Source organism: Pedobacter miscanthi (assembly GCF_003315595.1).
Taxonomy (GTDB): Bacteria; Bacteroidota; Bacteroidia; order Sphingobacteriales; family Sphingobacteriaceae; genus Pedobacter; species Pedobacter miscanthi.
Genome location: NZ_QNQU01000003.1, coordinates 242,868 through 267,048, shown reverse-complemented (window position 1 = coordinate 267,048; position 24,181 = coordinate 242,868). Strand labels below are relative to the sequence as shown.

Below are 24,181 nucleotides of genomic sequence, written 5' to 3'. Positions count from 1 at the left end.
CCGCATAACGGTTATAATTTTGTTGTCGATTTTGAGCATTCAGTTAAAAGCTCAGAAAACAGTTAAACCCAATGTTATTGCCTATTACTCGGGCCATAATTCGGTGATAGATAGCTTTCCGATCGAAAAATTAAGTCATTTGATTTATAGTTTCGGGCATTTAAAAGGTGATAGTTTAAATATTAAATCGGCAAAAGATTCGGCCCTGATTACCAAAATGGTTGAACTAAAAAAACGTAATCCCGATTTAAAGGTAATGATTGCCCTTGGCGGCTGGAGTGGTTGCGCACCATGTTCGGAAGTTTTCAGCCGTGCAGACGGAAGGAAAACCTTTGCCAAAACCACAAAAGAAATCCTTGACTTTTTCCACGCCGATGGTATCGATCTTGACTGGGAATATCCGGCAGTGGTGGGCTATCCCGGACATCGGTATACATTGGATGATAAACATAATTTTACTTTACTGGTAAAAGAACTCCGCCAAAAGCTGGGTAAAAAAGCCGAAATCAGTTTCGCGGCAGGTGGCACTAAAAACTGTATCGATTCTTGCTTCGAATGGGACAAGGTGATGCCATTGGTAAATCGCGTTAATTTGATGAGTTATGATCTGGTAAGTGGTTATGCGGTTAAAAGTGGTCACCATTCGCCGCTGTATTCTACCAGCGAGCAGGATTTATCAGGCGATTATGGCGTAAAAGCATTGATAAAATTAGGTGTACCCGCACAAAAAATAGCTTTAGGTGCCGCATTTTATGCCCGCATTTTCGAAAATAGCACCGATGCCAACCAGGGTTTGTATCAGCCAACCAAATTTCTTAGCGGGGTATCTTTCAAAAACTTTAAACAACAGTTTTCTACTGAAAATGGTTATAGTTATTATTGGGATGATACTGCCAAGGCGCCATATTATTACAATCCGCAGAAAAAATATCTGGCCACTTTTGATGATCCTAAATCGATCTCATTAAAAACCAGATATGTAATCGATCAAAAATTAAATGGTATCATGTTTTGGGAACTTACCGACGATGCCTATACGGACGGATTATTGGATGTGATCGATAAAACCATAAAGGGGATTTAAACTGTACTTCACCTTCATCTTTTTTAAATCGTAAAAAAGCGGCAGTTTTCTATCCGAAAACTGCCACCGATTAACAATTAAACCTGAGCGCACTATTTATGATCAATAACCCGGGTTTTGAACCAATAATTTATTCTGGCTGATAGCACTTTGTGGTATAGGGAGCAGGTAATTTTTACTGGCATCAAAAGTTCTCTGACCGCGTGGTGCATTAATAATTTTATACGTTTTGGTACTTCCTGATGCATCGACCAACATGGCATGCTCAGTCCGGTTTAAATTTACTTCAGCAATTTTCCACCTGATCAGGTCCCAATAGCGTTTATCCTCGAAAGCCAGTTCAACCCGTCTTTCTTTTCTGATTACAGTACGCATTTGATCCTGACTGAGGCCCGGATAAACAGCGCTGATCGTTGGAATACCTGCACGGTTTCTGATCAGATCTAAAGCGGCATATACAGAAGCGTCGGGACCAGCCGCTTCATTCTGGGCTTCGGCATAATTTAACAACACCTCAGCATAGCGGAAAAAATAATAATTCTGTCCGCTCGCACCAGATTGAAAAATGTTAACGGTGGTATCGAGCTTTTTGCGCATCGAATAACCTGTGTTTGTATTATCGTTAGCATCAGATAAATCGATGGTTTGATTTGCAGAAACACCGTTAAATTTACCTGTATAAGTATTGTATATCTGGCCTGCAAAGGTAGAACCATCGCATACGATAGATTTATAAAAACGCGGCTCACGGCTGGCATTTGGATTGGCCGGATCGTAACCTGAACCGCTTTCGTTTATTCCTAAACCATTGGCCATGGCATAATCATCCACCAGATCCTGTGTAGGGTTCATCCCACCCCATGAAAGTACGGTAGAACCGATACTCTGAGGCCCCTGATAGCCTATTACGTTGCTACCTTTAATTACAGCCAGATATTCGCGGTATAAAATACCTTCATTATTATTATTACCTGTTTGCAAAAACAATTCATCATATTTTGGATACAGGCTATAACCTAAAGCCATTACCTTTTTTGCGTCGGCAGCCGCAGCAGCCCAGCGGCTAAGGTCATTTGAAGGGTTATTCTGTTTACTCGCATAAAACAATTCTACCCAGCTTTTTAAGGTCAGTGCAGCGCCAAGGGTAATCCGGCCATGACCAGAGTTACCATTATTTGTGGGCAATGTCTTTATTGCTGCATCCAAATCTGCGATTATAAATTTATAGGTATCATCAAAACTGGCCCTCGGATGGTTTACATCAGCATCTGTTGCGGTATTATCAGGTTTACTGATCAATGGAATACCACCATACAACATCCACAAATAATGATAATTAAAGGCCCGAAAAAAATAGGCTTCACCCAAACGTTTATCTTTATAGGCTTGAGATAATGCCGGAGCATCTGCTACATTGGTAATATAGATATTGGTTTTTCTGATATTCCGATATAAATTATTCCAGTACATCCATTGTCCACCCGGGCCATTCCAGTTGATCCCTAATTCAGCAGTAGGTGTTAAAGTATTTAAGGTTCGCATGGCATTGGCTGTTGTGGTCCAGTTAAAACCGCACATCGAGTTATCAGACCAATTTTCTATGGGGTCGAACACACCATTATAGAGATCGGGGAGGGTGCCATAAATATCATTTAAGAAAAGGTCGGCGGTTGATTCAGAAGCCCAGGTAGTTTCGTTGGATACTGCCGAAAGATTTTCTACATTAAGCGAATCGTCGCGTTTGCAGGCGTTTAACATGGCAAACAGCCCGAATATTAAAGTAATTTTAACTAATTTCATCGTATTTATGTTTTATAATCGATTAAAATTGTGCGTTTAAACCAATTGTAATTGATCTCATCGTCGGAAAATAACCTCCTCTGTTGTTGCTGATTTCGGGATCGAAGTTTTCTAAAGGTGTCCAGGTAATCAAATTCTGACCTGATACATAGATTTTGGTTAAACTCATGCCAATTTTTTTAGAAACAAGCGAGGGCAATGTATAACTGAAATTCCCGGTTCTAAGCCTCAAATAAGCGGTGCTGCGCTGCCACCAGGATGAGGTTTGCATATTATTATTGGCTGGTGAACTGGTTATTCTCGGACTTGCCGCATTAGGATTATCGGGTGTCCAATAATCGATTGCCGTGATTGGAGCACTTCTGCCGTTAAAGAAAGGCCAAACCGCATCCTGACCTAGTTGTATGCTTTTTTGTGCCGCTCCCTGAAATAAAAGAGATAACTGGAAATTTTTATAGGTAATGGTTGGTGAAAAACCATAAACTATTGCCGGATAATTTGGCTTTCCGATCTCTACCTGGTCATCTACATCTATTTTGCCGTTTCCATTGGTATCCTGATAACGCAGGTCTCCGGGATGAACGGTTCCCCATGGCTGAGTAGCGATCCCAGGTTTTAAATTACCCGATCCATCAAAATCTGCAGCGGTGAAATATCCGAGCGCCTGATAACCAAACTGGGTATCTAATGCCCTGCCTGTTTTTCTCCTGTTAGGATTGTTAAAGGTATCGTTGGTTTCAAATACCTGTTCCAATTTGTTTTTAGCATAGGTGAAATTGCCATCAATAGCGATATTAAGGTCTTTTGCCGGGCTAAAATTAGTTCCGATGCTAAATTCAAATCCCTTATTACTCATGGCACCAGCATTTACCTGCGAAATACCGATACCATATTCTACAGGCACTGTTAAATTAGGCGTAACCAGCATATTATTTCTTTTTTCCGAGAAATAATCAAATTCGAAGGTAAAAAGACCTTTCAGAATACTGGTTTCAATAGCTATATCCATTTTTTTGGCCTTTTCCCAGGTAATATTAGGATTGGCCTGGGTATTTTCGAATAAACCCTGCGTGCCCAATCCACCCAATATAGCCGCATTGCCATAAATACTATAGGCAGACTGGTATTGGAAAGGACTACCGGCCAACTGACCTGATATGCCGTAAGATGCTCTTAGTTTTAAGTTGCTCAGCCAGGTGATGTTTTTCATGAAACTTTCTTCAGACAAGCGCCAACCCACAGAAACTGCAGGAAAAAACCCAAAACGATGTCCTGGTGCAAAGTAATAGTGACCATCGTAACGGCCACCAGCCTCAAACAGGTACTTATTATCATAAGCATAGGTGGCCCTGTATACCAAAGAACGTTGTTTGGTTTGCCCCGAACTTCCATCGTTCGATAAATCTGTGGCTACACTGCTGCCTGCAAATAATTCGGGAATGGGAACATTATAATTATTTCTACCGGCACTAAATGCTAAAGATTTACTATTTCTCAGTTCGAATACCAATAAGCCCGTAACAGCACTTTTGCCAAAATTGTTGGCATAATTTACGTATCCCTGGTAGGTAAAAGCCTGGGTTTGGTGATATTCTTCAGAAAAGGAAGGCAGCGTTGTAGGCGTAAACTTTTCATATACCAGTGGCCTTTGGGTTAAATTAAGTGTATAATAGGAATAAGGTTTATTCCATGAACGCCTAAAACTCTGGATAATGCTCGATCCCCGGTTAGGATTGTCATTAGTGTTACTATAAGGATCGGTAGGGTTAAAATCATAAGCAGCAACAGCCTTTACACTCAAACCTTTTAGGGGCAGTTTCTGCTCGATAGAAAACTGACTTAATAAAACATTGCCCGTAATTTTCTGGTAACTTTCATTATCATAAAACCTGGCATAAGTTTTTGTATGTAAGCCATTGCTATACACCAAAGCTTCCTGAGGATCGTTCGGTCTGATAATAGCCATGGAGTTAAAGGCATCAGTAGTGTTCAAACCATCAGCCGTAAGGTTACGGTCTTCAACACGGCCATTTAAAGCAAGCTCTACCTTAGTGGTTTTAGTAGCTTCTACCTGTAAATTACCCGAAACGTTATAACGTTTATAATTTAGGTTCGGCAATGCGCCATCCTGATAATAATAACCCAAACCCATTGCATAGGTTACTTTATCCGAACCTCCTGAGAGTGATAAGCTATGACTGGATTGTAAAGTATTTGTTTTAAGGATATCTCTAAAAGCATTCGTATTTGGATAAGCATCAGGGTCGCTTCCATCCTGATATTTTCTCAGTTCATCGGCAGTATATGGAGGAGTAAGTCCATCATTTACCGCTGCTGCATTTTTCATCGTGGCAAACTGATAAGAATTAACCAGTTCGGTAATTACCGTTGGAGACTGCCAGCCTACCCAACCGTCGTAACTTAATTTTGGAGTACCAATTTTACCGCGTTTGGTGGTCACCAAAATTACACCATTAGCACCTGCCAAGCCATAAGGTGCAACCGCAGCTGCATCCTTTAGCAAGGTAATCGATTCAATATCAGACGGATTTAGCTGGTTGTAATTTCGGGGAATACCATCAACAATATAAAGAGCCTGTTGGTTACCGGTTGTTGCAGCTCCCCTGATCCTGATAGTAGCCGCATCGTTACCGGCCTGGCCACTGGGCTGGGTAAATATTACGCCGGGTGCCCTGCCTGCCAAAACGCTTGATAAATCGCCAACAGGCTGTTTGGCAATAGCATCACCTTTTATGGTGGAAATTGCTGCGGTTAAAGAAGCTTTTTTCGCTGTACCATAACCCACAACCACTACCTCATCTAACTTGGTATGATCATCCTCTAAAATTACCATACCAACATCACCACTTTGGGTAAAGTTGATTTCTTTGGTTACAAAACCGCTGTAAGAAATAGTTAAAGTACCTGCAGAAGTAGCGTTGATCTTAAACTCCCCTGTTTTATTGGTTATTGTAGCAACATTTGTACCCTTTAACCGTATGGTTGCCCCTTCTAAGGGCAATTTATTTGTATCTACAACTTTTCCACTCAGCAAAATGCCCGTTTGGGCAAACGTGTAAGCGGCCAAAAGCAGTAGAATACTTAAAAAGTAAATTTTCTTCATTTTGTTATCATTTAGTTTGGTTGGTTTAATTATTTAGAGATTCTACCCTCACTTATCGTTTTAAGGAACTGATATCCCCTTACTTTATTTCCGGTTATTGCAGGCAGGAATATGGCAGGTTCTGAACGGTGTTTTTAAACTAAAAACCACAGTGAGCATACGGGTGCCGGAAAAATAAGCGTAGTGAGATTTTAGGACTGCTGAAAAGCTTTGCAGTGATACCTGTTTTCATAAAGTGTTAAATTTGGTTATTTGCTGATCGTAAAACTGATAGCGCCATTACAGATAAGCGCTATCTTGTCTAAAATACTTTACAAATAAGCAAACAAAAAGAAAAGCAGAGGTGGTACAAATTGATATTAAAAGGGGTCAAATTCTTATATTTTATTCCTTTTAGGGCTAAAAAACAGGTTTTTATATCTATTTGTTGAAATTTCAGCAGCGAATAAACATACAAATTAGTTTGAGCCGTTGGTTATTGATTGCAGATTGGGATTAAGCTTACCTTTGTATTTTTTTACGTAAGCGGAAGGGTTAAGGCCAAATACTTTTTTAAACTGGGTACGGAAATGTTTAATATCATTTATACCTACCTGAAAGGCAACCTCGTTAATATTGGCATCGCTGGTTAACAATATTACTGCTGCGCGGCGCAAACGGATATAGCGGATAAAAGCGTTAATCGATAATCCGGAAATACGTTTGATTTTCCGGTACAAACCCGAATGGCTGAGGCCCGTTTCGTAAGCCAATGCATTAATGGATAATTCGCTGTCGTTAATGTGTTTTTCTACAAATTTAATGCATTGATCTAAAAAGGAACTAAAATCGGCAGGCACTTTGCCCGGACTATTATTCAGCGTAATGGTATCAAGAAAATATTTTTGAAGTTTACTCCGGTTTTTAAGGATATTTTCAATACGGGCCAACAAAAGTTTATTTTCAAACGGCTTTGTAATGTAATCATCCGCCCCGCATTCTATCCCTGTTAATTTAGAATCGGCCGATGTTGTAGCAGTTAACAATATTACCGGAATATGCTCTAATGCGCTGTCACTTTTAACATGCTGGCAAAGCTCCACACCGTTCATGTTTTTCATAAAAATATCAGAAATCACCAGGTCGGGTATACATTCTTTAATTATCTGCAAACCACTTGAACCGTCCTCTGCTACTTTAACAGTATATTGATCCTGAAGTAATCTTTTAAGGTAATCCCTGATTTCCTGATCATCATCAACCACCACGATTGTTTTTTTGTCGGTTACGAAACTGGCTGAAGTTAGCTGAAAATCGATGATTGCAGCATTTTCTTTTTCTTCTACTACTTCACCATCAAAAACCAGGCTGGATAAATCAGGTTTAGCAGGTGGGGCATCTACAAGCGTTCCGATTTCTATATGGGCCAATCCTTTTTTAAGTGTAAGGGTAAAAATGGTCTGCCTGTTTTCACGCAGGTAAGAAACCCGACCCTGATGTGCAGATACAAGCTCTTTTACCAGGTATAACCCGATACCAAACCCCGATCCGGTAAATTTATTTTCAGCCTGGAAATATTTGTCGAATATTTTTCCGGTATTTTCATCTGATATGCCTTCCCCGCTATCTATAACCTTAACCGCTACTTCTGTTTCGAGTTCAACTACTTCAAGCCAGATCTCACCATTTACCGGTGTATACTTAAAGGCATTTGAAAGCAGGTTAAAAATGCAGATTTCTATTTTTTCGTAGTCTACATATAAAATAAGATTGGGATTATGGGAAATGAAGTGGTAGTTTATATTTTTTGAAGATGCAGCCCCCTCGAAACATTTAAATACCTCTTCACATAAGGCGTGAAAATTAACTGGGTAGATTTTTTGTTTCTGACTTTCATTTTCCAGTTTTCTAAAGCCCAGTAACTGATCGATTAAATTTAACAAACGCTTAGAATTCCTCAACATGGTATTCAGTTCCCTTTTTACATCCAACTGGTCGAAATTTTCGAGCAGTTCTTTAATCGGGTTGATAATGAGGGTGAGGGGCGTTCTAAACTCATGCGATATATTGGTAAAAAAAGTGAGTTTTTTCTCATTAAGTTCTTTTTCCTGTTTTACCTGGAGTTTAGCAAAATCGACTTCATAAGCCATGCGGATCTGCCGCGAACGGTACCGGATATAGACATAAATTAACCCGCTTATACAAGCAAGATAAAAAAGATAGGCCCACCAGGTACGGTAAAATGGAGGCATTACCACAATGGTTAACAAGGTTGTGGTATTATCGGCAATATTTCCCTGCTCACCAAGCCTAACCTTAAAGTAATAAGTACCCTCAGCCAAACGGTTATACACCGCACCTGTATTTTTATTATTTAAACTCCAGGTTTTATCCCATCCCTGTAGATAATATGCGTAAGACCAGCCGGTTTGGTTGGCATATTTTGGCGAAATAAAATTTAATGCCACCGTGGCTTCATTATAGGGTATTTTTATGGCTAAAATCTTATCTGCGGTTTTTCCGGTAATGTACTGCTGTTGTTCGGCAATAGGTAGGTTATTAATCGTAATATCGGTTAAATAGATATTGCGGTGCTTCTTATAATCTTTAAAATGGCCCGGATTGATCATATTTAAACCTTTTATACTCCCGTATGCCATTTCGCCCGAACTGAGATTTAGGGCTGCGTTATATGAAAGTTCGTTACTGAGCAGGCCTGTTTCTGCATTAACCGTTTTAAACCTGTTGGTTGAGGGATTATATATAGATATCCCTCCCAACGTGCTGATCCACAAATTGGCCTGTTTATCTTCGATTATTTTTAGCACGGCATTATTTGCCAGGCCTTCGGTTTCTGTATAGCGGGTAAAACTATGCTTTTGTGTATCAAACAGCTGTAATCCTGCTCCTTCGGTAGCAATCCATAATTTTTGTTTTCCATTGCTCCGGATATCCCTTACAGCAAAACCAGTAAAAAAATATTGATGTGCTTTATTTACCCTATCCACCTTAATCAGGGCATGATACGTTCCGGCCCATAACTGACCAGTGGGATCTTCGAAAAAACAGAGGACATTAATGAGTTTAGGATCGAAACACAGCATTTTGTTCTTAGCAACATCATAAGTATATGTAGCACCATCTAAACAGGTTCCTATCCAAAGGGTATTTTTCTTATCGAGAAAGAGTTTCCAGGTATTACGGTCCTCCTTTCCTGTTTGGGGGTTAATACAGCTGTAATGCTCAAATCTGTTTTCAGAAGGATTATAGTGCAGCACACCGCCACCCCAGGTGGTTAACCAAACCTTTTCATCAGCAGTAGTCAGAATAGAAGTTACATAATTGCTCGTAATGGCCGGATTGGTTTTTGTGGTAAAATTTTTAACCTGGTGCGTTTTGAGGTTGAAATTACAAAGGCCATAACCATCGGTACCAATCCACAGGTTATGGTTTTTATCTTCGCTAAGCGAAAGAACCTCTTTATTAACCATTGCATTGGCCAGGCCCGGCAACTGTTTAAAGTTCCAGATGCCGGTTGCAGCAGGCTCTTCTATAATACCACCACGGCGAAGGGTGCCCACCCACATGCGGCCATCCCTATCATGAAAAACAGAAAAAATAGACTTACTCAAATTTTCTGCACCTATCTGAAAAACATGTTCTTCCGGCGGGTTTAAATCTGTGGTATTTTTTGTTAAAACGCCATCACCATCCGAAGCTATCCAAAGGATATTACCCCTGATGGAAAGATTAACAATGCGGTTTTTGCTGGCGTAAACCTGTTTTAATTTTTTATCGGTATAACAATAGAGGCCGTCATCATTGCCCAGCCAAAGTTTACCCTGCTGATCTATAGCCAATGCATTGTTATTGTTTAGCTGTTTATCAACCTGGTAAAGTACATTTTTTTTAAAATCGTAACTTAAAAAGCCAACGCTCCTGCCGGTGATCCACATCTCTTTTTTACTGATACCAATTGCCGATGTCTGAAAGTTATATTGCGGAGCAGATTTAGAGGTTATCAATGGAATTCTTTGTCCAATCAGTTCTCCTTTATTACATTTCAACAGGCCGTAGTTAGTGGTTGTAATAAAGATATTTCCATAACTGTCTATTTTAATGTCGGTAACATTCGATACAAGCTGTTTTACCTGATGCCCGTCATCAACACTTAAATGGTTAAAGGAATCGGAAATGGGGTCATAAACATTGGCGCCATGGCTGCTGCCAATCCATATCCTGCCTTCAGTATCTCCATTTATGCAAACAATCCAATTTCCATCAATTGAGTTGGGCTGGCTAAACTGATGGCGGTATACTTTAAAATCGTGTCCGTTGTAACGGTTTAATCCATCCTGTGTGCCCATCCACATAAAACCCGATTTATCCTGGTATATAGCATTAACCGAACTATTGGATAAACCCTGATCTACACCGATTAACTTTTCCAGCGTGGGCTGCTGGGCCATTAGTTTAATCGTTAAAATACAGCACAATAACAAAAGATAACGGCGCATAGTATTACAAAAATCTATTAGGTATCTATAAATTTACAAATTAAATTGTACGCCGTAAACAATTAATTTTAGCCACTGGTCCCAGAAATGCGATAATCAGCATTTGACCCTAAAGTAGACGAATTTACCCACTATTTATGATTATGCTTAATGCTATAATTGTAAGTTTTAAATCCTCAAATTATAACATGCGAAACTTACTCTTATTTCTTTTGCTGTTTTTACCAACTACCTTTTGTATCAGTCAACCCTACAAAGAAGCAGGATCTGCATTTAAAGATACCGATGGCAATCCGATCAATGCACATGGTGGAGGAGTTTTATATCACAATGGCACCTATTACTGGTATGGCGAAATAAAACGTGGCAAAACGCATAAAGTTCCGGGTTCTACCTGGGAAAACTACAGGGTTAATGCAGGCGGTGTTTCCTGTTATACATCAAATGACCTAAAAAAATGGAAATTTAGTGGCGTGGTATTACCTGCCAATAAAACAGATAAAACTAGCGACCTCCATATTTCTAAGGTAATTGAAAGGCCCAAGGTAATTTATAACAAAAAAACAAAGCAGTTTGTAATGTGGATGCACATCGATTCTGAAGATTATGCTTATGCGAGGTCGGGCGTAGCGGTGAGTAACTCGCCAACAGGTCCGTTTAAGTACCTGGGCAGTGAAAGACCCAATGGCAACATGGCACGCGATATGACTGTTTTTGTTGATGACGACGGCAAAGCCTATCATTTTTATTCTTCGGAGGAAAATGCCACAATGCATATTGCCCTTTTAACGGATGATTATTTAAAACATACCACAACAGACAAGCGAATCCTTATTGGGTTAAGCAGAGAAGCGCCAGCTGTATTTAAATATCAGAAGAAATATTACCTGATCAGCTCGGGATGTACAGGATGGTCGCCGAATGAGGCCAATTATGCAGTAGCTGATGATATATTGGGTGAATGGAAAGCTTATGGTAATCCCTGCCTTGGTAAAGATGCAGATAAAACCTATTATGCACAGAGTACTTTTGTACTTCCCATACCCGGTAAATCTGGTAAGTACATATTTATGGCCGACCAATGGAATAAACTGGATCTTGAAAAATCGAAATATTTATGGCTGCCCCTAACTATAAACTCCAGAGGAATTCCCGAAATCAAACCAAATTAAACATACTCTCTATCTAAACAATTAATGCCTCTTATCATACAGCATATTAATTTATGCTGTATGATTAATTTTTAGTGGCTGCCAAAGCTTACCACCCAGTAATTTTGTGCTTCACCTCCGCCGGCTTCGCTACTTATTGCATCCATCATGGCCTTACAATGGCTAATACTGGTTTTCCAGGCGGCAATTACCTGATTCGCATTGCCATAACCCCTGGCTAAATTTTCAGATATAAAAACACCTGTGTATCCTGCAGAAACTGCACGTTCATTTGGGCTTGTTCCTTCTGGTGATAAATGGTCAAAATAGTTTCTTTGGGCCATATCTTTTGCATGGGCAAGGGCAGCGTGCTGCAAAAAAATATTTAAGGTTAAATCGGGTACAGGCGGCATGTAATCGCTACCACAATTGCAACCGCTCTGCCTCAGCAGATTAATTTTATTAATGAGAAGGTTTAAGTCATTATCAGGCACAGGCAATGTTTCCTTTTTACATTGTATCATTAAAGCACAAAGTATTATCCCTGTAAAAGTGACCTTTATTTTAAGTAAATATTTTTCCATATCAATTTATACCACAAAAGGAGGTAGCTATTAAGCTACCCCCATTAATCCTTTTTTTAACTGCAGAAATTAAAATGCCCTCTCTCTTCCCATAGTAACATTTTTACCGGTATAAAAGGTATTTCCAGAAGGACCAGGCGAACCACTATCGCGTTCCATCTGTAAGTTAATGATTAACCACATTGGTTTATTTACGGCATTACTCATTGTATGTTTTGCTTTCCATACATTATCAATGTAATAATGACATTCTACATCAGTGGCGTTTATTTTATTGTACCAGCATTTATAATTATGGTACGAACCAGCATTAGAAACCGTTGTAAGGGTGTTTTCCCAGGCACCATCGTAAGTATTTTGCCAGTTCCTGCTATCGCCCTTAAATTCCATAATATCGCTTTCAGGTGGCCACGAATTTACACCGGTAATCCAGAATGCAGGCCATGTTCCCCTGGCTGTTGGCACGGCAAAATCGCCTGATATGGTATAACTTGGAAACTGATCGTTAATTAAAACCTGCTGCTTTGCATGACAGGTTCCTGAATAATACCAGATTGGAACATTGGTAAAACCATTAGCGGTACTGTTGCCTGGAGATGAAGATAAGCGCGTAGCTTTAATAGTCAATATATTGCTGCTTAAATAAATCTGGTTATGATTGGTACTGCTACCTACCATACGTGCAGTACCATTATGATCAGTACCCCAGGGATAATTGTAATTCCACTTAGCTTGAAAATTTGTATAATTGGCAAAAGATGTACCATCTATCAGGGTTTCCCACGCCTTCACTTTTCCATTTTCTGATTGAACTTCGTTTTTGCTCTGATCCTTTTTACAGGATATAAGTGCAGCAGACATGCATACAAACAGCATACACCATTTCATGGTTTGATTTCTCATTTTTCGATCTTGTTTAATATTTGGTTAGTATTTAGTTAATAATTGCCCTCGGCAAATCATTATTATCTAATGCTTCCGATAGGGCAATAAGCAAAGCTATCGAGCTATTTTTCAAAATCAGAGGGGAGAAATCGGATAAAAAGAGTGGTAAAATGGGACTTCCGGTGATTTATATGTAGAATATATTTTTGTGTTTTTAATACCTGGCAAAAAATGCATAACACAAAGAGCCTGATCATGGGTTATGACCAGGCTCTTTGCTTAAATTTAACCCGTTATTTACAGGTATAGCTTAATGCATATTTAGCACTGTAAGTTTCAGTAGTGGGAGCACCTCCAAATGGATAAAAAGTAGAAACATCTGAAAAATTAATGGACGTGGCATTGCCCTTTGCATCGTACTGCGAGGTAACGGTGATGATGTCGTCACTAAAAGGATCGCCGTTTTCATCAACAGTTTTGGATACACTTTTTATCAGCACATTTTTAGATTGTTTACCAAAATAACCACCGGGGAAATAATCAACATGGTAAGATAGAGGATCAGCTATTTCGTAGGTATTAACGGCAATTTCATTAGAATACAAATAAGTGGCTGTTTCGGTATAACGCAGATCTGCACTAACTGACACAGCTTTAACCAAATTCCCGTTAGCATAGGTTAGATCATCGGTAGTACTTAATTCTTTATTCAGATAATTTTTAACCTGTATTAAATAACCATCACTATTATAAGTATATTTTTTGGTATAATCATAATAAACTCCTCCAACCATAATTGTACCCGCACTTCCGCTTGATACGGCCCTCCCATTTTCGAGAATAATTTCGGCCATATAACCGCTCTCATCCACTGCAGTAATCTTATTGGTAGAATAAGTATAGGTATTAGTTTCGGAACCCGTAGTTGCTTTTGAAATTCTGCCCTGCGTATCGTAAGAAAAATTTACGGTATAGCTGTAATTACCTAAAAGGTCGAGATCTGCTTTTAAACTTGTTAGTTTACAACCATTGCCTTTAGCGAGAAGCTGTTCGTTCCAATTGATTTCCTTTTTGCAGCTGGCAATAGAAATGATAGCCACTAGCGCTACCATGGCCAATTTGATTATTCTTTGCATTAACTTAGAATTAAGAGGTTAAAATATCAGCAAAGATATTAAAATTTCTCTTTTTTCATCCAATCAGCCAGCAAGTTAAACCAATCTACATCCGAAGTTTTATTTATTAAACCGAAACCATGACCACCGTTTTCATAAAGATAGAGATCGGTATCTACCCCATGTTTCTTTAGTGCTTCATTCATCAGCACACTGTTTTCGTAAGGAACAGTTTTATCGTCCTTTGCATGCACCAAAAATGTTGGAGGTGTTTTTTTGGTTACATTTTTATTGGCAGAAAAATAGTGTTTGAGATCCTCTGGCGGATTTGGTCCCAATAGATTCTTCATCGTTCCGGTATGTACCGACTGTTCAAAGCTGATAACAGGATAAATCAATGCACCGAAATTTGGCTTTAAATCTATTTTTTCAGGATTGGCAATTTTTAAATCGTTATAATGGACAATTAAGGTTGAGGCAAAATGCCCACCGGCTGAAAAGCCCATAATCCCGATTTTGTTGGTTTTAATACCGTATTTTTTGGCATTTTTTCTGACAAGATATATTGCCTGCTGCGCATCCTGCAAAGGGCCGTAAGTTTTATCAATCATGATTGCGTCACTTGGCAGGCGGTATTTCAATACAAAAGCGGTAACTCCGATGGCATTAAATCTCTTGGCTACATCAGTTCCTTCATGACTAAAAGCGAGGCCACTGTATCCTCCGCCCGGGCAGATAATTACTGCCGTTCCTGTAGCGATATTTTTAGGTGCCTCGAAAACCGTAAATCTAGGTACCGATACTTTGGTTACGCTTAGTGTACCGTTTGAGCGGACTTCGGTATTTTCTATATAATCTGAAGGAGTTGGTTTTGCCCCAGGGATTTCGCCTGAATAAATTGGGATTATTTCTTGCGCTTTTGCTGTAACTAAAAATGACATTAATGCTAGGATTAAAATGGCCTTCATATTTATCTGCTTTCTTTTTTGTTAGTTCTAAGATAATATAATAATGACTTATATTCTTCAGCTGTCATTAAGTTAATTGGGATAAAAAAAGGCGTTTGCATTATCAAATTTGTTATGCTGATATAGTTGTCATAAACTTTGAACGATGTGAGGATATTCCATTTTGCAAAAGACCGGTAATTATCGGTAATGCCTTCGATGCCTTCATCGGTGATTATAATCTTACGCGTGTTTGAATGAAATGCCAGATTCGAAGTAGTTTCAAATCTGGTCCAAAAGCTCTGTTTTGTCCTTAACAGTCTAATAAAAGCAGATAAAGCAACAACCCAACAAAAAATTAATGCAGTTAAGTCTAGCTCTTCATTCTTTACAATGTAGTGCAGATAACCATAAGTAATAATTCCCAGCATAGAAAAGATCAATGAAACAAGCTTAAGCCTCTTACTAAAGGTTTTCCAAATTAACTGGTTTGCTTCTAACAAGCTTTTTTTTAAGTTGTGGTCTTCAATGACGATATTCATACGTTACTTCTCCTAATAAGGGTTGTTGGCTAAAACTCCATTAAATAAGCTTTTAAAAAATCGTTGATATCACCATTTAAAACTGCATCGGGGTTTGAGGTTTGATAATTGGTACGGTGATCTTTCACACGCCTGTCATCAAGCACATAACTCCTGATCTGCGAACCCCATTCAATTTTCTTTTTCGATCCTTCAATAAGGGCGGTAGCTTCGTTACGTTTCCGTTCTTCAATTTCGTATAACTGCGACTTCAATAAACGGATGGCGTTTTCTTTATTCTGCAACTGCGATCTCGACTCCTGGTTTTTAATAATAATGCCTGATGGTTTGTGATATAAACGCACTGCAGTTTCTACCTTGTTTACATTTTGTCCACCGGCACCGCCAGCCCTAAAAGTTTCGAATTCTATATCGGCAGGGTTAATGTCAATTTCTATCGTATCATCAACCAATGGGTAAACATATACCGAAGCAAAAGAAGTATGCCTGCGGGCATTCGAATCGAACGGAGAGATCCGTACCAACCGGTGTACGCCATTTTCGCCCTTAAGATAACCGTAAGAGAAATCGCCATCGAATTGGAGCGTTACCGATTTTATACCTGCAACTTCTCCTTCCTGACTATCCTGTTCGGTAATTTTATAGCCGTTTTTCTCACCCCACATCATGTACATGCGCATAAGCATATAAGCCCAATCGCAGCTTTCTGTTCCACCGGCCCCGGCTGTAATCTGTAATACTGCCGAAAGCTGGTCTTCTTTACTACGGAGCATATTTTTAAGTTCCAGCTCTTCTACAGCAGTTTTGCCAATTTCAAACTGGTCTTTTAATTCTGCTTCCGAAGCATCGCCTGATTGGAAAAACTCAAACATCACTGCGGTATCTTCTACAGCATTGTTGGTTTGATTAAAACCTTCAGTCCATTTTTTCTTTGAACTGATTTCGGCAAGAATTTTTTCTGCTTTTTTTGGATCGTCCCAGAAATCGGGCGCCATTGTTAATTTTTCTTCTTCGCGAATGGCGTAAAGTAGCTCATCAACGTCAAAGATACCTCCTCAGCGACGTTACCCTGTCCCTTAAATCCTGAATTTGTTCTTTGGTCATGCAACAAATATATAAAATTAAAGCTCCCGTTTGCATAAGGTGATATGGTAAAATGACCACGCGATCGTCATTTCGAGCGCAGTGCAACGCAATCGGGAACCACGAAGTGCTCTGCGAAGCAAAATCTATCGAGATAGATCTCTCCCTGCCCGAAGCAGGCGGGCATTAAGCTATGCTCCAGTTGAGATGATTGCTTTTATTTCAGATCCCGCATGCAAACAATTGAACCAGTGAACAAATGACCAATAAACCAATGACTAATGAACTACCACCTATTTCTTCATCGACATGTAATCCAGCGTAAGGTTAGATAGCAATTTAACGCCCAGTACAAAACCACTTTCATCGAGATAAAAATCTGGCGTATGGTGCGAGGGAGCCTTTAAAGGATCCTTACCTTTGGGCATCCCTCCTAAAAATACAAATAAGCCAGGTACTTTTTCCTGAAAGAAAGAAAAATCTTCGGCACCGGTAACAGGAGGTTTCAATTTCACATGATCTGCTCCCGCAGTAGCCTGCATACTCGGCAGCATTTTTTCGGTAAGCGTTATATTATTGAAGGTAACGGGGTAGTGATTGCTGTAAGGGATTTTTACTTCTGCAATTGCACCACCTGCCTCTGCTGTTTTGGTTACGATTGTTTTAATCCGCTCGATAAACATGGCCTCATCTTCTTTACTGAAATTGCGCACTGTGCCCAGCATCTCAACCTTTTCGGGGATAATATTAGAACGTACACCACCGTTAATGGCCCCTATGGTAACTACCCCCGGATTTTCGGTCACGTTTAAGTTTCTGCTTACGATGGTTTGCAGGCTATTGATGATCTGTGCCGAAATCACCACGGGATCGATACTGCTCCATGGATAAGCACCATGTGCCTGTCTGCCGGTAACCGTAATTTTCATATCGTTTACCGCAGCCATGGTTCCACCCGGGCGGTAAGTTACATTGCCAACCTCGGTTTGGGAATTAATATGCAGACCAAAAATTACATCAACTTTTGGGTTCTCCAGTACACCTTCTTTTATCATCAATGCTGCACCACCTTCATCGCCGGCAGGCACTCCTTCTTCGGCAGGCTGAAAAATGAATTTGACTGTTCCCTGAATGTCTTTTTGCATAGAAGCCAGCACTTCTGCAACGCCCATCAAAATGGCCACATGGCTATCGTGTCCGCAGGCATGCATTACACCAACTTCCTGTCCGTTATACTGTGTTTTCACTTTCGAAGCAAATGGTACATCTACCCTTTCGGTTACAGGTAAACCATCCATATCAGCACGCAGGGCCACTACCGGACCGGCTTTACCACCTTTCAAAATCCCTACAACACCGGTTTTGGCCACACCTGTTGTTACTTTTATGCCCAACAATTCGAGGTGTTTTGCAATAATGTCCGCTGTTCTTACCTCGGTATTGCCCAGTTCGGGGTGTTCATGAAAATCGCGTCTCCAGCTAATTACTTTCTGTTCAATGGCATCAGCTTTTTTGGAAACTTCTGCCCGTAAAGGCGATTTCTGCGCAAAGGCATTTAGTCCCAGAAGGGAAAAACCAATCAGGTATATTTTCTTCATAAAATGGTTATTTAGTTTAGGTTCGGTAATTTAAACAATTTTAGATTGAATCTAGCCACCTACAAGCTAGTGATTCAATTTAACGAATTTTTTTAAAGCAAGTTTCAACGAAATGCTCCCTTTCAACCTTTCTAAACATCGCTGTAGAATTGAAAGATCAAAATAATTAAAGCTAAAAGCAATATTATACTAATTCGCGATATTTATACCGGATTAAAAATTCTTAACGTTTTTTGAACATTAAAAAGACCGTTTTAAATTTTTGCTTTATTACTTTTACAAAAAAACAAAGATTATGTTACCTAAAATAAATTTTACAGAAACAGAGGCTTACAAATATTTAGCCGATCATTTTATAGATATTAATCAAAAAAGCATTAAGGACCTTTTTGCTGAAGATGCAGATCGTTTCAATAAGTTTTCTGTTTTTTTTGAGGATATTTTATTGGATTACAGTAAAAACCGCATCAGTGATGAAACACTGGCTTTGTTGATCCAACTGGCAAGGGAATGTAAGTTGGACGAGGCCATCAAATCGATGTACAATGGCGATAAAATCAACGAAACGGAAGATCGTTCGGTACTGCACATTGCCTTACGTAATTTAAGCAATACGCCGGTTTTGGTTGATGGCAAGGATGTAATGCCTGAAGTAAATGCGGTACTGGCTAAAATGGAGAAATTTAGCAACAGCATTATCAGCGGCGATTGGAAAGGTTATACCGGCAAAGTCATCACTGATATTGTAAACATTGGCATTGGTGGTTCTGATTTAGGACCGGTAATGGTTACGGAAGCTTTAAAACATTATAAAAACCACCTGAATATTCACTTCGTTTCCAATATTGACGGTACACACATCGCAGAAACATTAGCAGGTCTAAATGCCGAAACCACTTTATTTTTAGTGGCATCGAAAACATTTACTACGCAGGAAACCATGACGAATGCGCACTCTGCACGTACCTGGTTTTTAGAAAAAGGCGGTAAAGAAGACGATATTGCCAAACACTTTGCGGCGTTATCTACCAACGCGAAGGATGTTTCTGCCTTTGGTATCGATACGGAAAACATGTTCGAGTTTTGGGACTGGGTTGGCGGCCGTTATTCGCTATGGAGCGCTATCGGTTTATCCATCTCGTTAAGTATCGGTTTCGATAACTTTAAACAATTGCTTGCCGGTGCACACGCAACCGACGAGCATTTTAAAACTGCCGAATTCGAAAACAATTTACCCGTAATTTTAGGCTTACTAGGCGTTTGGTATATTAATTTCTATAATGCCGAAACACAGGTTATTTTACCTTACGACCAATACATGCATCGTTTTGCAGCTTATTTCCAACAGGGAGATATGGAAAGTAACGGTAAACATGTGGATAGAAACGGAAATGAAGTTGATTACGAAACCGGACCGATTATCTGGGGCGAGCCGGGCACAAATGGCCAGCATGCTTTTTACCAGTTAATTCACCAGGGAACCAGGATTATCCCTGCCGATTTTATTGCTCCGGCACAGAGTTTAAATCCATTGGGCGATCACCATCCGATTTTGCTATCTAATTTCTTTGCGCAAACCGAAGCTTTAATGAACGGCAAAACCGAAGAAGAAGTTACTGCTGAATTGAAAAAAGAAGGTAAATCGGATGCAGAAATTCAAAAAATCGCACCATTTAAAGTTTTTGAAGGCAACCGCCCAACAAACTCTATCTTATTGAAAAAAGTAACACCTTATACTTTGGGCAGTTTGGTAGCCATTTATGAGCACAAAATATTTGTTCAGGGTGTGATCTGGAATATTTTTAGTTTCGACCAATGGGGAGTTGAACTGGGCAAGCAACTGGCAAAAAAAATCCTTCCAGAATTGGCTGGAAGCGAAAAAGTGTCGAGTCACGACAGTTCAACAAACGGTCTGATCAATCAGTACAAAGATTGGAGATAGTTTTTTATCATATTTTTAAAAAAAGCGGATTTAATATCCGCTTTTTTTGTTTAAAACAATATCTTCGTACATCCTTAGTTCTTGTACCGCTCAAAAAAATCCCAAATTAACTTATTTATCAGAAGATAATCATTTGCCTTCGCATCTGATTTTTCGCTTTTTAAACCAAATTAACTAAATGAAAAAAAGAATTCTTTTTGCTTTGGCTATTTTATGCTTCAGCTTAAGTGCTTCCGCTCAAAAGGTACAGTTTACCGAATTTGACCTCGATAATGGACTGCACGTTATTTTGCACCAGGATAAAACTGCCCCGGTAGTTGCCGTTTCGGTGATGTACCACGTTGGATCAAAAGACGAAGAAACCCAACGTACCGGTTTTGCTCACTTTTTCGAACATTTATTGTTCGAAGGCTCAAATAACATTAAACGTGGCGATTTCTTTAAGCTGGTGAGCAGTAACGGTGGCCAGAACAATGCGAATACTACGTATGACCGCACTTTTTATTTTGAAATTTTTCCATCAAATCAGTTAGAATTAGGCTTATGGCTGGAAAGTGAAAGAATGTTACACCCGGTTATTAACGAAGTTGGTGTAAAAACGCAAAACGAAGTAGTAAAAGAGGAAAAACGTTTACGTATCGACAATGCACCTTATGGAAAATTTACTGAAAAAATCTTCTCTCATTTGTTTGATGGCCATCCTTACCGCTGGCAGCCTATAGGTTCGATGGAACATTTAGATGCAGCAAAATTAGACGAGTTTATTGCTTTCTTCAAAAAGTATTATGCACCCAATAATGCTGTTCTAACCATTGTCGGTGATCTGGATATCGATAAAACCAAAGCTTTGGTAAAATCATACTTTGCCGAAGTACCTAAAGGTGCACCTATTGTACGTAAAGATGTCAAATTACCAGAAATTACCAAAGAAATTATCGATACCGCTTACGATGCCAACATCCAGATCCCTGCAATTTTTGCTGCTTACCGCGTACCGGGTATGAAAACCAGAGAAAGCAAAGTTTTAGGAATGATCAGTTCTATTCTTTCAGAAGGTGGAAGCTCGAGGTTAAGCACTAAAATGGTCGACCAGAAGAAAACCGCATTACAGGTTGCCGCCTTTAACTATTCGTTAGAAGATTATGGTGCTTATATTACCCTGGCATTACCTAATAAAAATACCCCGCTAAATGATCTGTTAAAAGATATTGATGAAGAAGTTTTACGCCTTCAAACTGATCTGATCAGTGAAAGTGATTATAAGAAACTACAAAACAAGTTCGAAAACAATTATGTAAGTGCAAACAGTAAAATGATTGGAATTGCAGAAAACCTGGCAGATGGTTATACTTTCCATGATAAGGATACAAATGATATCAACAAGGAATTAGAGGTAATCAGATCCATTACACGTGAAGAAATCAGGGATGTTGCGAAAAAATACCTGAACAAAAACCAGAGAGTTGTATTGTATTACTTACCTAAAAAATAAGCAGACCGCTTTTTCATTTTAATAATTAAAAACATGAAGAAATTATTTATTATAGCTGCAGTTTCCTTATTTACCCAAGGTATTTCAGCACAAACCATAGATCGTAGTCATAAACCAAAACCTGGTCCCGCACCAGTTATTACCATTGGCGACCCAGTTATCTATAAAATGGCCAATGGCATCACCGTTTTAGTGGTCGAAAACCATAAATTGCCACAAGTCTCTGCCAGTTACAGTATCGATGCCGGCCCGATTACAGAAGGTGCAAAAGCAGGTACAATAGGTTTAATGGGCAGTATGCTTAACGAAGGTACAACAACTAAAACAAAAGCTCAGTTTGATGAAGCTGTTGACCAATTGGGTGCCAAAGTAAGAGCAGGTGCAAGTGGTGGTGCAGTATCGGCCTTAACACGTTATTTTCCAGAGGCATTTAATTTAATGGCCGAAAGTATCCGCAAACCAGCTTTTCCGGCCGAATCTTTCGAGAAATTGAAATCCAAAACAATTACCGGTTTAAAATCCTACGAAAAAAGTGCAAAAGCCATCTCGGCACGTGTAGTAAATGCTTTGGCTTATGGCAAAAACCATCCTAACGGAGAATTCGAAACAAAAACTTCGATTAACGCCACTACTTTGGCGGATGTTAAGGCTGCTTATCAAAAGTACATTACTCCATCAAGAGGTTATTTAACTTTTGTTGGTGATATAAAACCCGAAGCCGCAAAAGCTTTGGCCGAAAAAGCATTTGGCGATTGGAAAGGCAGCACATTAACGCTACCAGTATTGGCCAAAGTTGCTAATCCCGCTAAAACAGAAGTTGATATCATCAATGTTAGTAATGCCGTTCAGTCTGAAATTACAGTGGTTAACTTAATCGACCTGCCAATGAGCAGTCCGGATTATTTCCCGGTTTTATTGGCCAATCAGATTTTAGGTGGTGGTTCTGAGTCCAGATTGTTCAACAACCTGCGCGAAAAACACGGTTTTACCTATGGTGCATATTCGAACACCGGTTCTGGCCGTTTTCAAACAGAATTTTCTGCCAATGCAGCCGTTAGAAACGAGAAAGTTGATAGCGCAGTAGTAGAATTTTTGAACGAAATCAATATCATCCGTACCACAAAGGTTACCGCAGATGAATTACAAAATGCTAAAAACCTGTTTAACGGATCATTTGCATTAGGCTTAGAAAATCCTGAACGTACGGCAGCTTTTGCCAGTAATATCCTGATTAACGGCTTGCCAAAAGATTTTTACCGTACCTATTTACAAAAAGTAAATGCGGTAACAACTGATGACATTTTAAGGGTAGCTAAAAAATATTACAACCATGATAACACCCGGATTGTTATCGTAGGAAAAATAGATGCGTTTGGCGTCGGCCTGGTACAAAAGGGGTTTAAAACACAGGTTTTTGATAGCTTCGCCAATCCTGTTAAACCGCTTGAAGTGACACTTGCTCCCCCACCGCCAGTACCGGCACAAATTATCAGCAACTACATTAAAGCCATTGGCGGTGAAGAAGCCATCAAAAAAATAACTTCGTTACAACAAACCGGCGAAATGGAAGTACAAGGGCAGAAACTGGCGGTTAACATCAAAAACATGGCTCCAAATTTAAGCAGCATGGAAATGACTACCATGGGACAGACTTTTGTAAAACAAGTTTATAATGGCAAAACTGGCTACTCGATGCAAATGGGGCAAAAAGCCGAATTAACCGGTGATGACCTCGCCGAAAAGAAAGACGATAAGGGTTATGGTACCCAATTGTATTACGCAACCGACGGAACTAAAATCGAATCGGCAGGCACAGCAAAAGTAGGTACTGCAGACGCATTTAAGCTCAATATCACTTCACCATCAGGCAAGAAGAAAACTGAGTATTATGATGCAAAATCGGGTTTACTTTTAAAAGAAGAAAGTACAAGCAAAAAAGGTACCGTCGAAATGAGTCAGTCAACTGAATATTCGAATTACAAAAAAGTTGGTGAGGTATTGTTTCCTTTTACTTTAACACAATCTGTTTCTACCCCACAGGGTTCGCAGGAATTTTCGATAGTGATTAAAGACATTAAAATTAATCCACCGCTAAAAGCTGAGGATTTCAATTAGAATTTAAACAGAATTTAATGCTGAAGCCGTTCCGATGTAAAATCGGAACGGCTTTTTTTATGTTTTTTTCTTCCAAAGGCAACCAATTCTCAAAAGCCTACGTATCGACTAAGATTTTGATAAAAACATCATCTAAAAATCAACGCCATGATAAAAAGCGTGAAGATTTTTAAGTGAACAAAACATAAATCCTAAAAAAACCGGACATGACAGCAAAAAACCA

General features: G+C 39.4%; 15 protein-coding genes. 5 read left to right on the top strand and 10 right to left on the bottom strand.

The genetic code is table 11. The annotated features are described in order from the left end of the window. The first annotated feature begins 31 nt into the window (after positions 1–31). Positions 32–1,084 (top strand): glycoside hydrolase family 18 protein, encoded by a 1,053-nt coding sequence (locus tag DRW42_RS04900; protein WP_244215188.1) that lies wholly within the window; start codon positions 32–34, stop codon positions 1,082–1,084. 102 nt (positions 1,085–1,186) lie between these two features. Here the strand turns inward: DRW42_RS04900 and DRW42_RS04895 are convergent, their stop codons facing one another. The 3 genes from DRW42_RS04895 to DRW42_RS04885 form a co-directional block, all read right to left on the bottom strand. After that, a complete protein-coding gene (locus tag DRW42_RS04895; protein ID WP_113947707.1) occupies positions 1,187–2,884 on the bottom strand; it encodes a RagB/SusD family nutrient uptake outer membrane protein in 1,698 nt (565 codons plus the stop codon). Positions 2,885–2,906: 22 nt separating this feature from the next. Continuing rightward, positions 2,907–6,008, bottom strand: a complete 3,102-nt coding sequence (locus DRW42_RS04890) for a SusC/RagA family TonB-linked outer membrane protein (protein ID WP_113947706.1) — start codon at positions 6,006–6,008, stop codon at positions 2,907–2,909. 458 nt (positions 6,009–6,466) lie between these two features. Next, on the bottom strand, positions 6,467–10,456 hold the full coding sequence (locus DRW42_RS04885) for a hybrid sensor histidine kinase/response regulator transcription factor (RefSeq protein ID WP_244215187.1): 3,990 nt from the start codon (positions 10,454–10,456) through the stop codon (positions 6,467–6,469). A gap of 236 nt (positions 10,457–10,692) precedes the next feature. On the opposite strand from DRW42_RS04885, the gene DRW42_RS04880 reads away from it, so the two are divergent. After that, positions 10,693–11,676 carry a glycoside hydrolase family 43 protein gene (locus tag DRW42_RS04880; RefSeq protein ID WP_113947805.1) on the top strand — a complete coding sequence of 328 codons (984 nt, stop codon included), beginning with the start codon at positions 10,693–10,695 and terminating at the stop codon, positions 11,674–11,676. 71 nt (positions 11,677–11,747) lie between these two features. Here DRW42_RS04880 and DRW42_RS04875 read toward each other — a convergent pair whose 3' ends face one another. The 7 genes from DRW42_RS04875 to DRW42_RS04845 all read right to left on the bottom strand — a co-directional run bounded on the left by DRW42_RS04875 (position 11,748) and on the right by DRW42_RS04845 (position 18,409). After that, positions 11,748–12,239, bottom strand: coding sequence for a CAP domain-containing protein (locus tag DRW42_RS04875; protein WP_113947704.1), 492 nt, complete (start codon positions 12,237–12,239; stop codon positions 11,748–11,750). Between the two features lie 69 nt (positions 12,240–12,308). Continuing rightward, positions 12,309–13,142, bottom strand: a complete 834-nt coding sequence (locus tag DRW42_RS04870) for a LamG domain-containing protein (RefSeq protein WP_113947703.1) — start codon at positions 13,140–13,142, stop codon at positions 12,309–12,311. 275 nt (positions 13,143–13,417) lie between these two features. Then, positions 13,418–14,260, bottom strand: coding sequence for a DUF4595 domain-containing protein (locus DRW42_RS04865; RefSeq protein ID WP_113947702.1), 843 nt, complete (start codon positions 14,258–14,260; stop codon positions 13,418–13,420). Positions 14,261–14,298: 38 nt separating this feature from the next. Beyond that, the gene (locus DRW42_RS04860) at positions 14,299–15,180 is read right to left on the bottom strand and encodes an alpha/beta hydrolase (protein ID WP_244215186.1); all 882 of its coding nucleotides are present in this window, start codon (positions 15,178–15,180) and stop codon (positions 14,299–14,301) included. A 29-nt stretch (positions 15,181–15,209) separates the two neighbouring features. Beyond that, on the bottom strand, positions 15,210–15,728 hold the full coding sequence (locus DRW42_RS04855; RefSeq protein ID WP_113947700.1) for a hypothetical protein: 519 nt from the start codon (positions 15,726–15,728) through the stop codon (positions 15,210–15,212). Between the two features lie 29 nt (positions 15,729–15,757). Next, positions 15,758–16,832, bottom strand: a protein-coding gene (gene prfB, locus DRW42_RS04850) for a peptide chain release factor 2 (protein ID WP_113947699.1) whose coding sequence is annotated in 2 segments (ribosomal slippage) — positions 15,758–16,771 and positions 16,773–16,832 — 1,074 coding nt in all. Because the reading frame shifts where the segments join, the coding sequence is not laid out codon by codon here. A 272-nt stretch (positions 16,833–17,104) separates the two neighbouring features. Continuing rightward, positions 17,105–18,409: an amidohydrolase gene (locus tag DRW42_RS04845; protein WP_113947698.1), complete on the bottom strand. Its 1,305-nt coding sequence runs from the start codon at positions 18,407–18,409 to the stop codon at positions 17,105–17,107. A 295-nt stretch (positions 18,410–18,704) separates the two neighbouring features. Here DRW42_RS04845 and pgi point away from each other — a divergent pair, with 295 nt between their 5' ends. The 3 genes from pgi (at position 18,705) to DRW42_RS04830 (ending at position 23,958) form a co-directional block, all read left to right on the top strand. Beyond that, positions 18,705–20,351, top strand: coding sequence for a glucose-6-phosphate isomerase (gene pgi / locus DRW42_RS04840; protein ID WP_113947697.1), 1,647 nt, complete (start codon positions 18,705–18,707; stop codon positions 20,349–20,351). A gap of 178 nt (positions 20,352–20,529) precedes the next feature. Continuing rightward, entirely contained in the window at positions 20,530–21,843 is a 1,314-nt protein-coding gene (locus tag DRW42_RS04835; protein ID WP_113947696.1) for a M16 family metallopeptidase, read from the top strand. 33 nt (positions 21,844–21,876) lie between these two features. Continuing rightward, positions 21,877–23,958: an insulinase family protein gene (locus DRW42_RS04830; protein ID WP_113947695.1), complete on the top strand. Its 2,082-nt coding sequence runs from the start codon at positions 21,877–21,879 to the stop codon at positions 23,956–23,958. Positions 23,959–24,181: the final 223 nt, after the last annotated feature.

Coding starts and splice junctions, on each gene's coding strand:
- DRW42_RS04845 (WP_113947698.1), bottom strand. CDS start 18,409: ATGAAGAAAATATACCTGATTGGTTTTTCCCTTCTGGGACTAAATGCC.
- pgi (WP_113947697.1), top strand. CDS start 18,705: ATGTTACCTAAAATAAATTTTACAGAAACAGAGGCTTACAAATATTTA.
- DRW42_RS04870 (WP_113947703.1), bottom strand. CDS start 13,142: ATGAGAAATCAAACCATGAAATGGTGTATGCTGTTTGTATGCATGTCT.
- DRW42_RS04890 (WP_113947706.1), bottom strand. CDS start 6,008: ATGAAGAAAATTTACTTTTTAAGTATTCTACTGCTTTTGGCCGCTTAC.
- DRW42_RS04865 (WP_113947702.1), bottom strand. CDS start 14,260: ATGCAAAGAATAATCAAATTGGCCATGGTAGCGCTAGTGGCTATCATT.
- DRW42_RS04860 (WP_244215186.1), bottom strand. CDS start 15,180: ATGTCATTTTTAGTTACAGCAAAAGCGCAAGAAATAATCCCAATTTAT.
- DRW42_RS04875 (WP_113947704.1), bottom strand. CDS start 12,239: ATGGAAAAATATTTACTTAAAATAAAGGTCACTTTTACAGGGATAATA.
- DRW42_RS04830 (WP_113947695.1), top strand. CDS start 21,877: ATGAAGAAATTATTTATTATAGCTGCAGTTTCCTTATTTACCCAAGGT.
- DRW42_RS04885 (WP_244215187.1), bottom strand. CDS start 10,456: ATGGCCCAGCAGCCCACGCTGGAAAAGTTAATCGGTGTAGATCAGGGT.
- DRW42_RS04895 (WP_113947707.1), bottom strand. CDS start 2,884: ATGAAATTAGTTAAAATTACTTTAATATTCGGGCTGTTTGCCATGTTA.
- DRW42_RS04855 (WP_113947700.1), bottom strand. CDS start 15,728: ATGAATATCGTCATTGAAGACCACAACTTAAAAAAAAGCTTGTTAGAA.
- DRW42_RS04880 (WP_113947805.1), top strand. CDS start 10,693: ATGCGAAACTTACTCTTATTTCTTTTGCTGTTTTTACCAACTACCTTT.
- DRW42_RS04835 (WP_113947696.1), top strand. CDS start 20,530: ATGAAAAAAAGAATTCTTTTTGCTTTGGCTATTTTATGCTTCAGCTTA.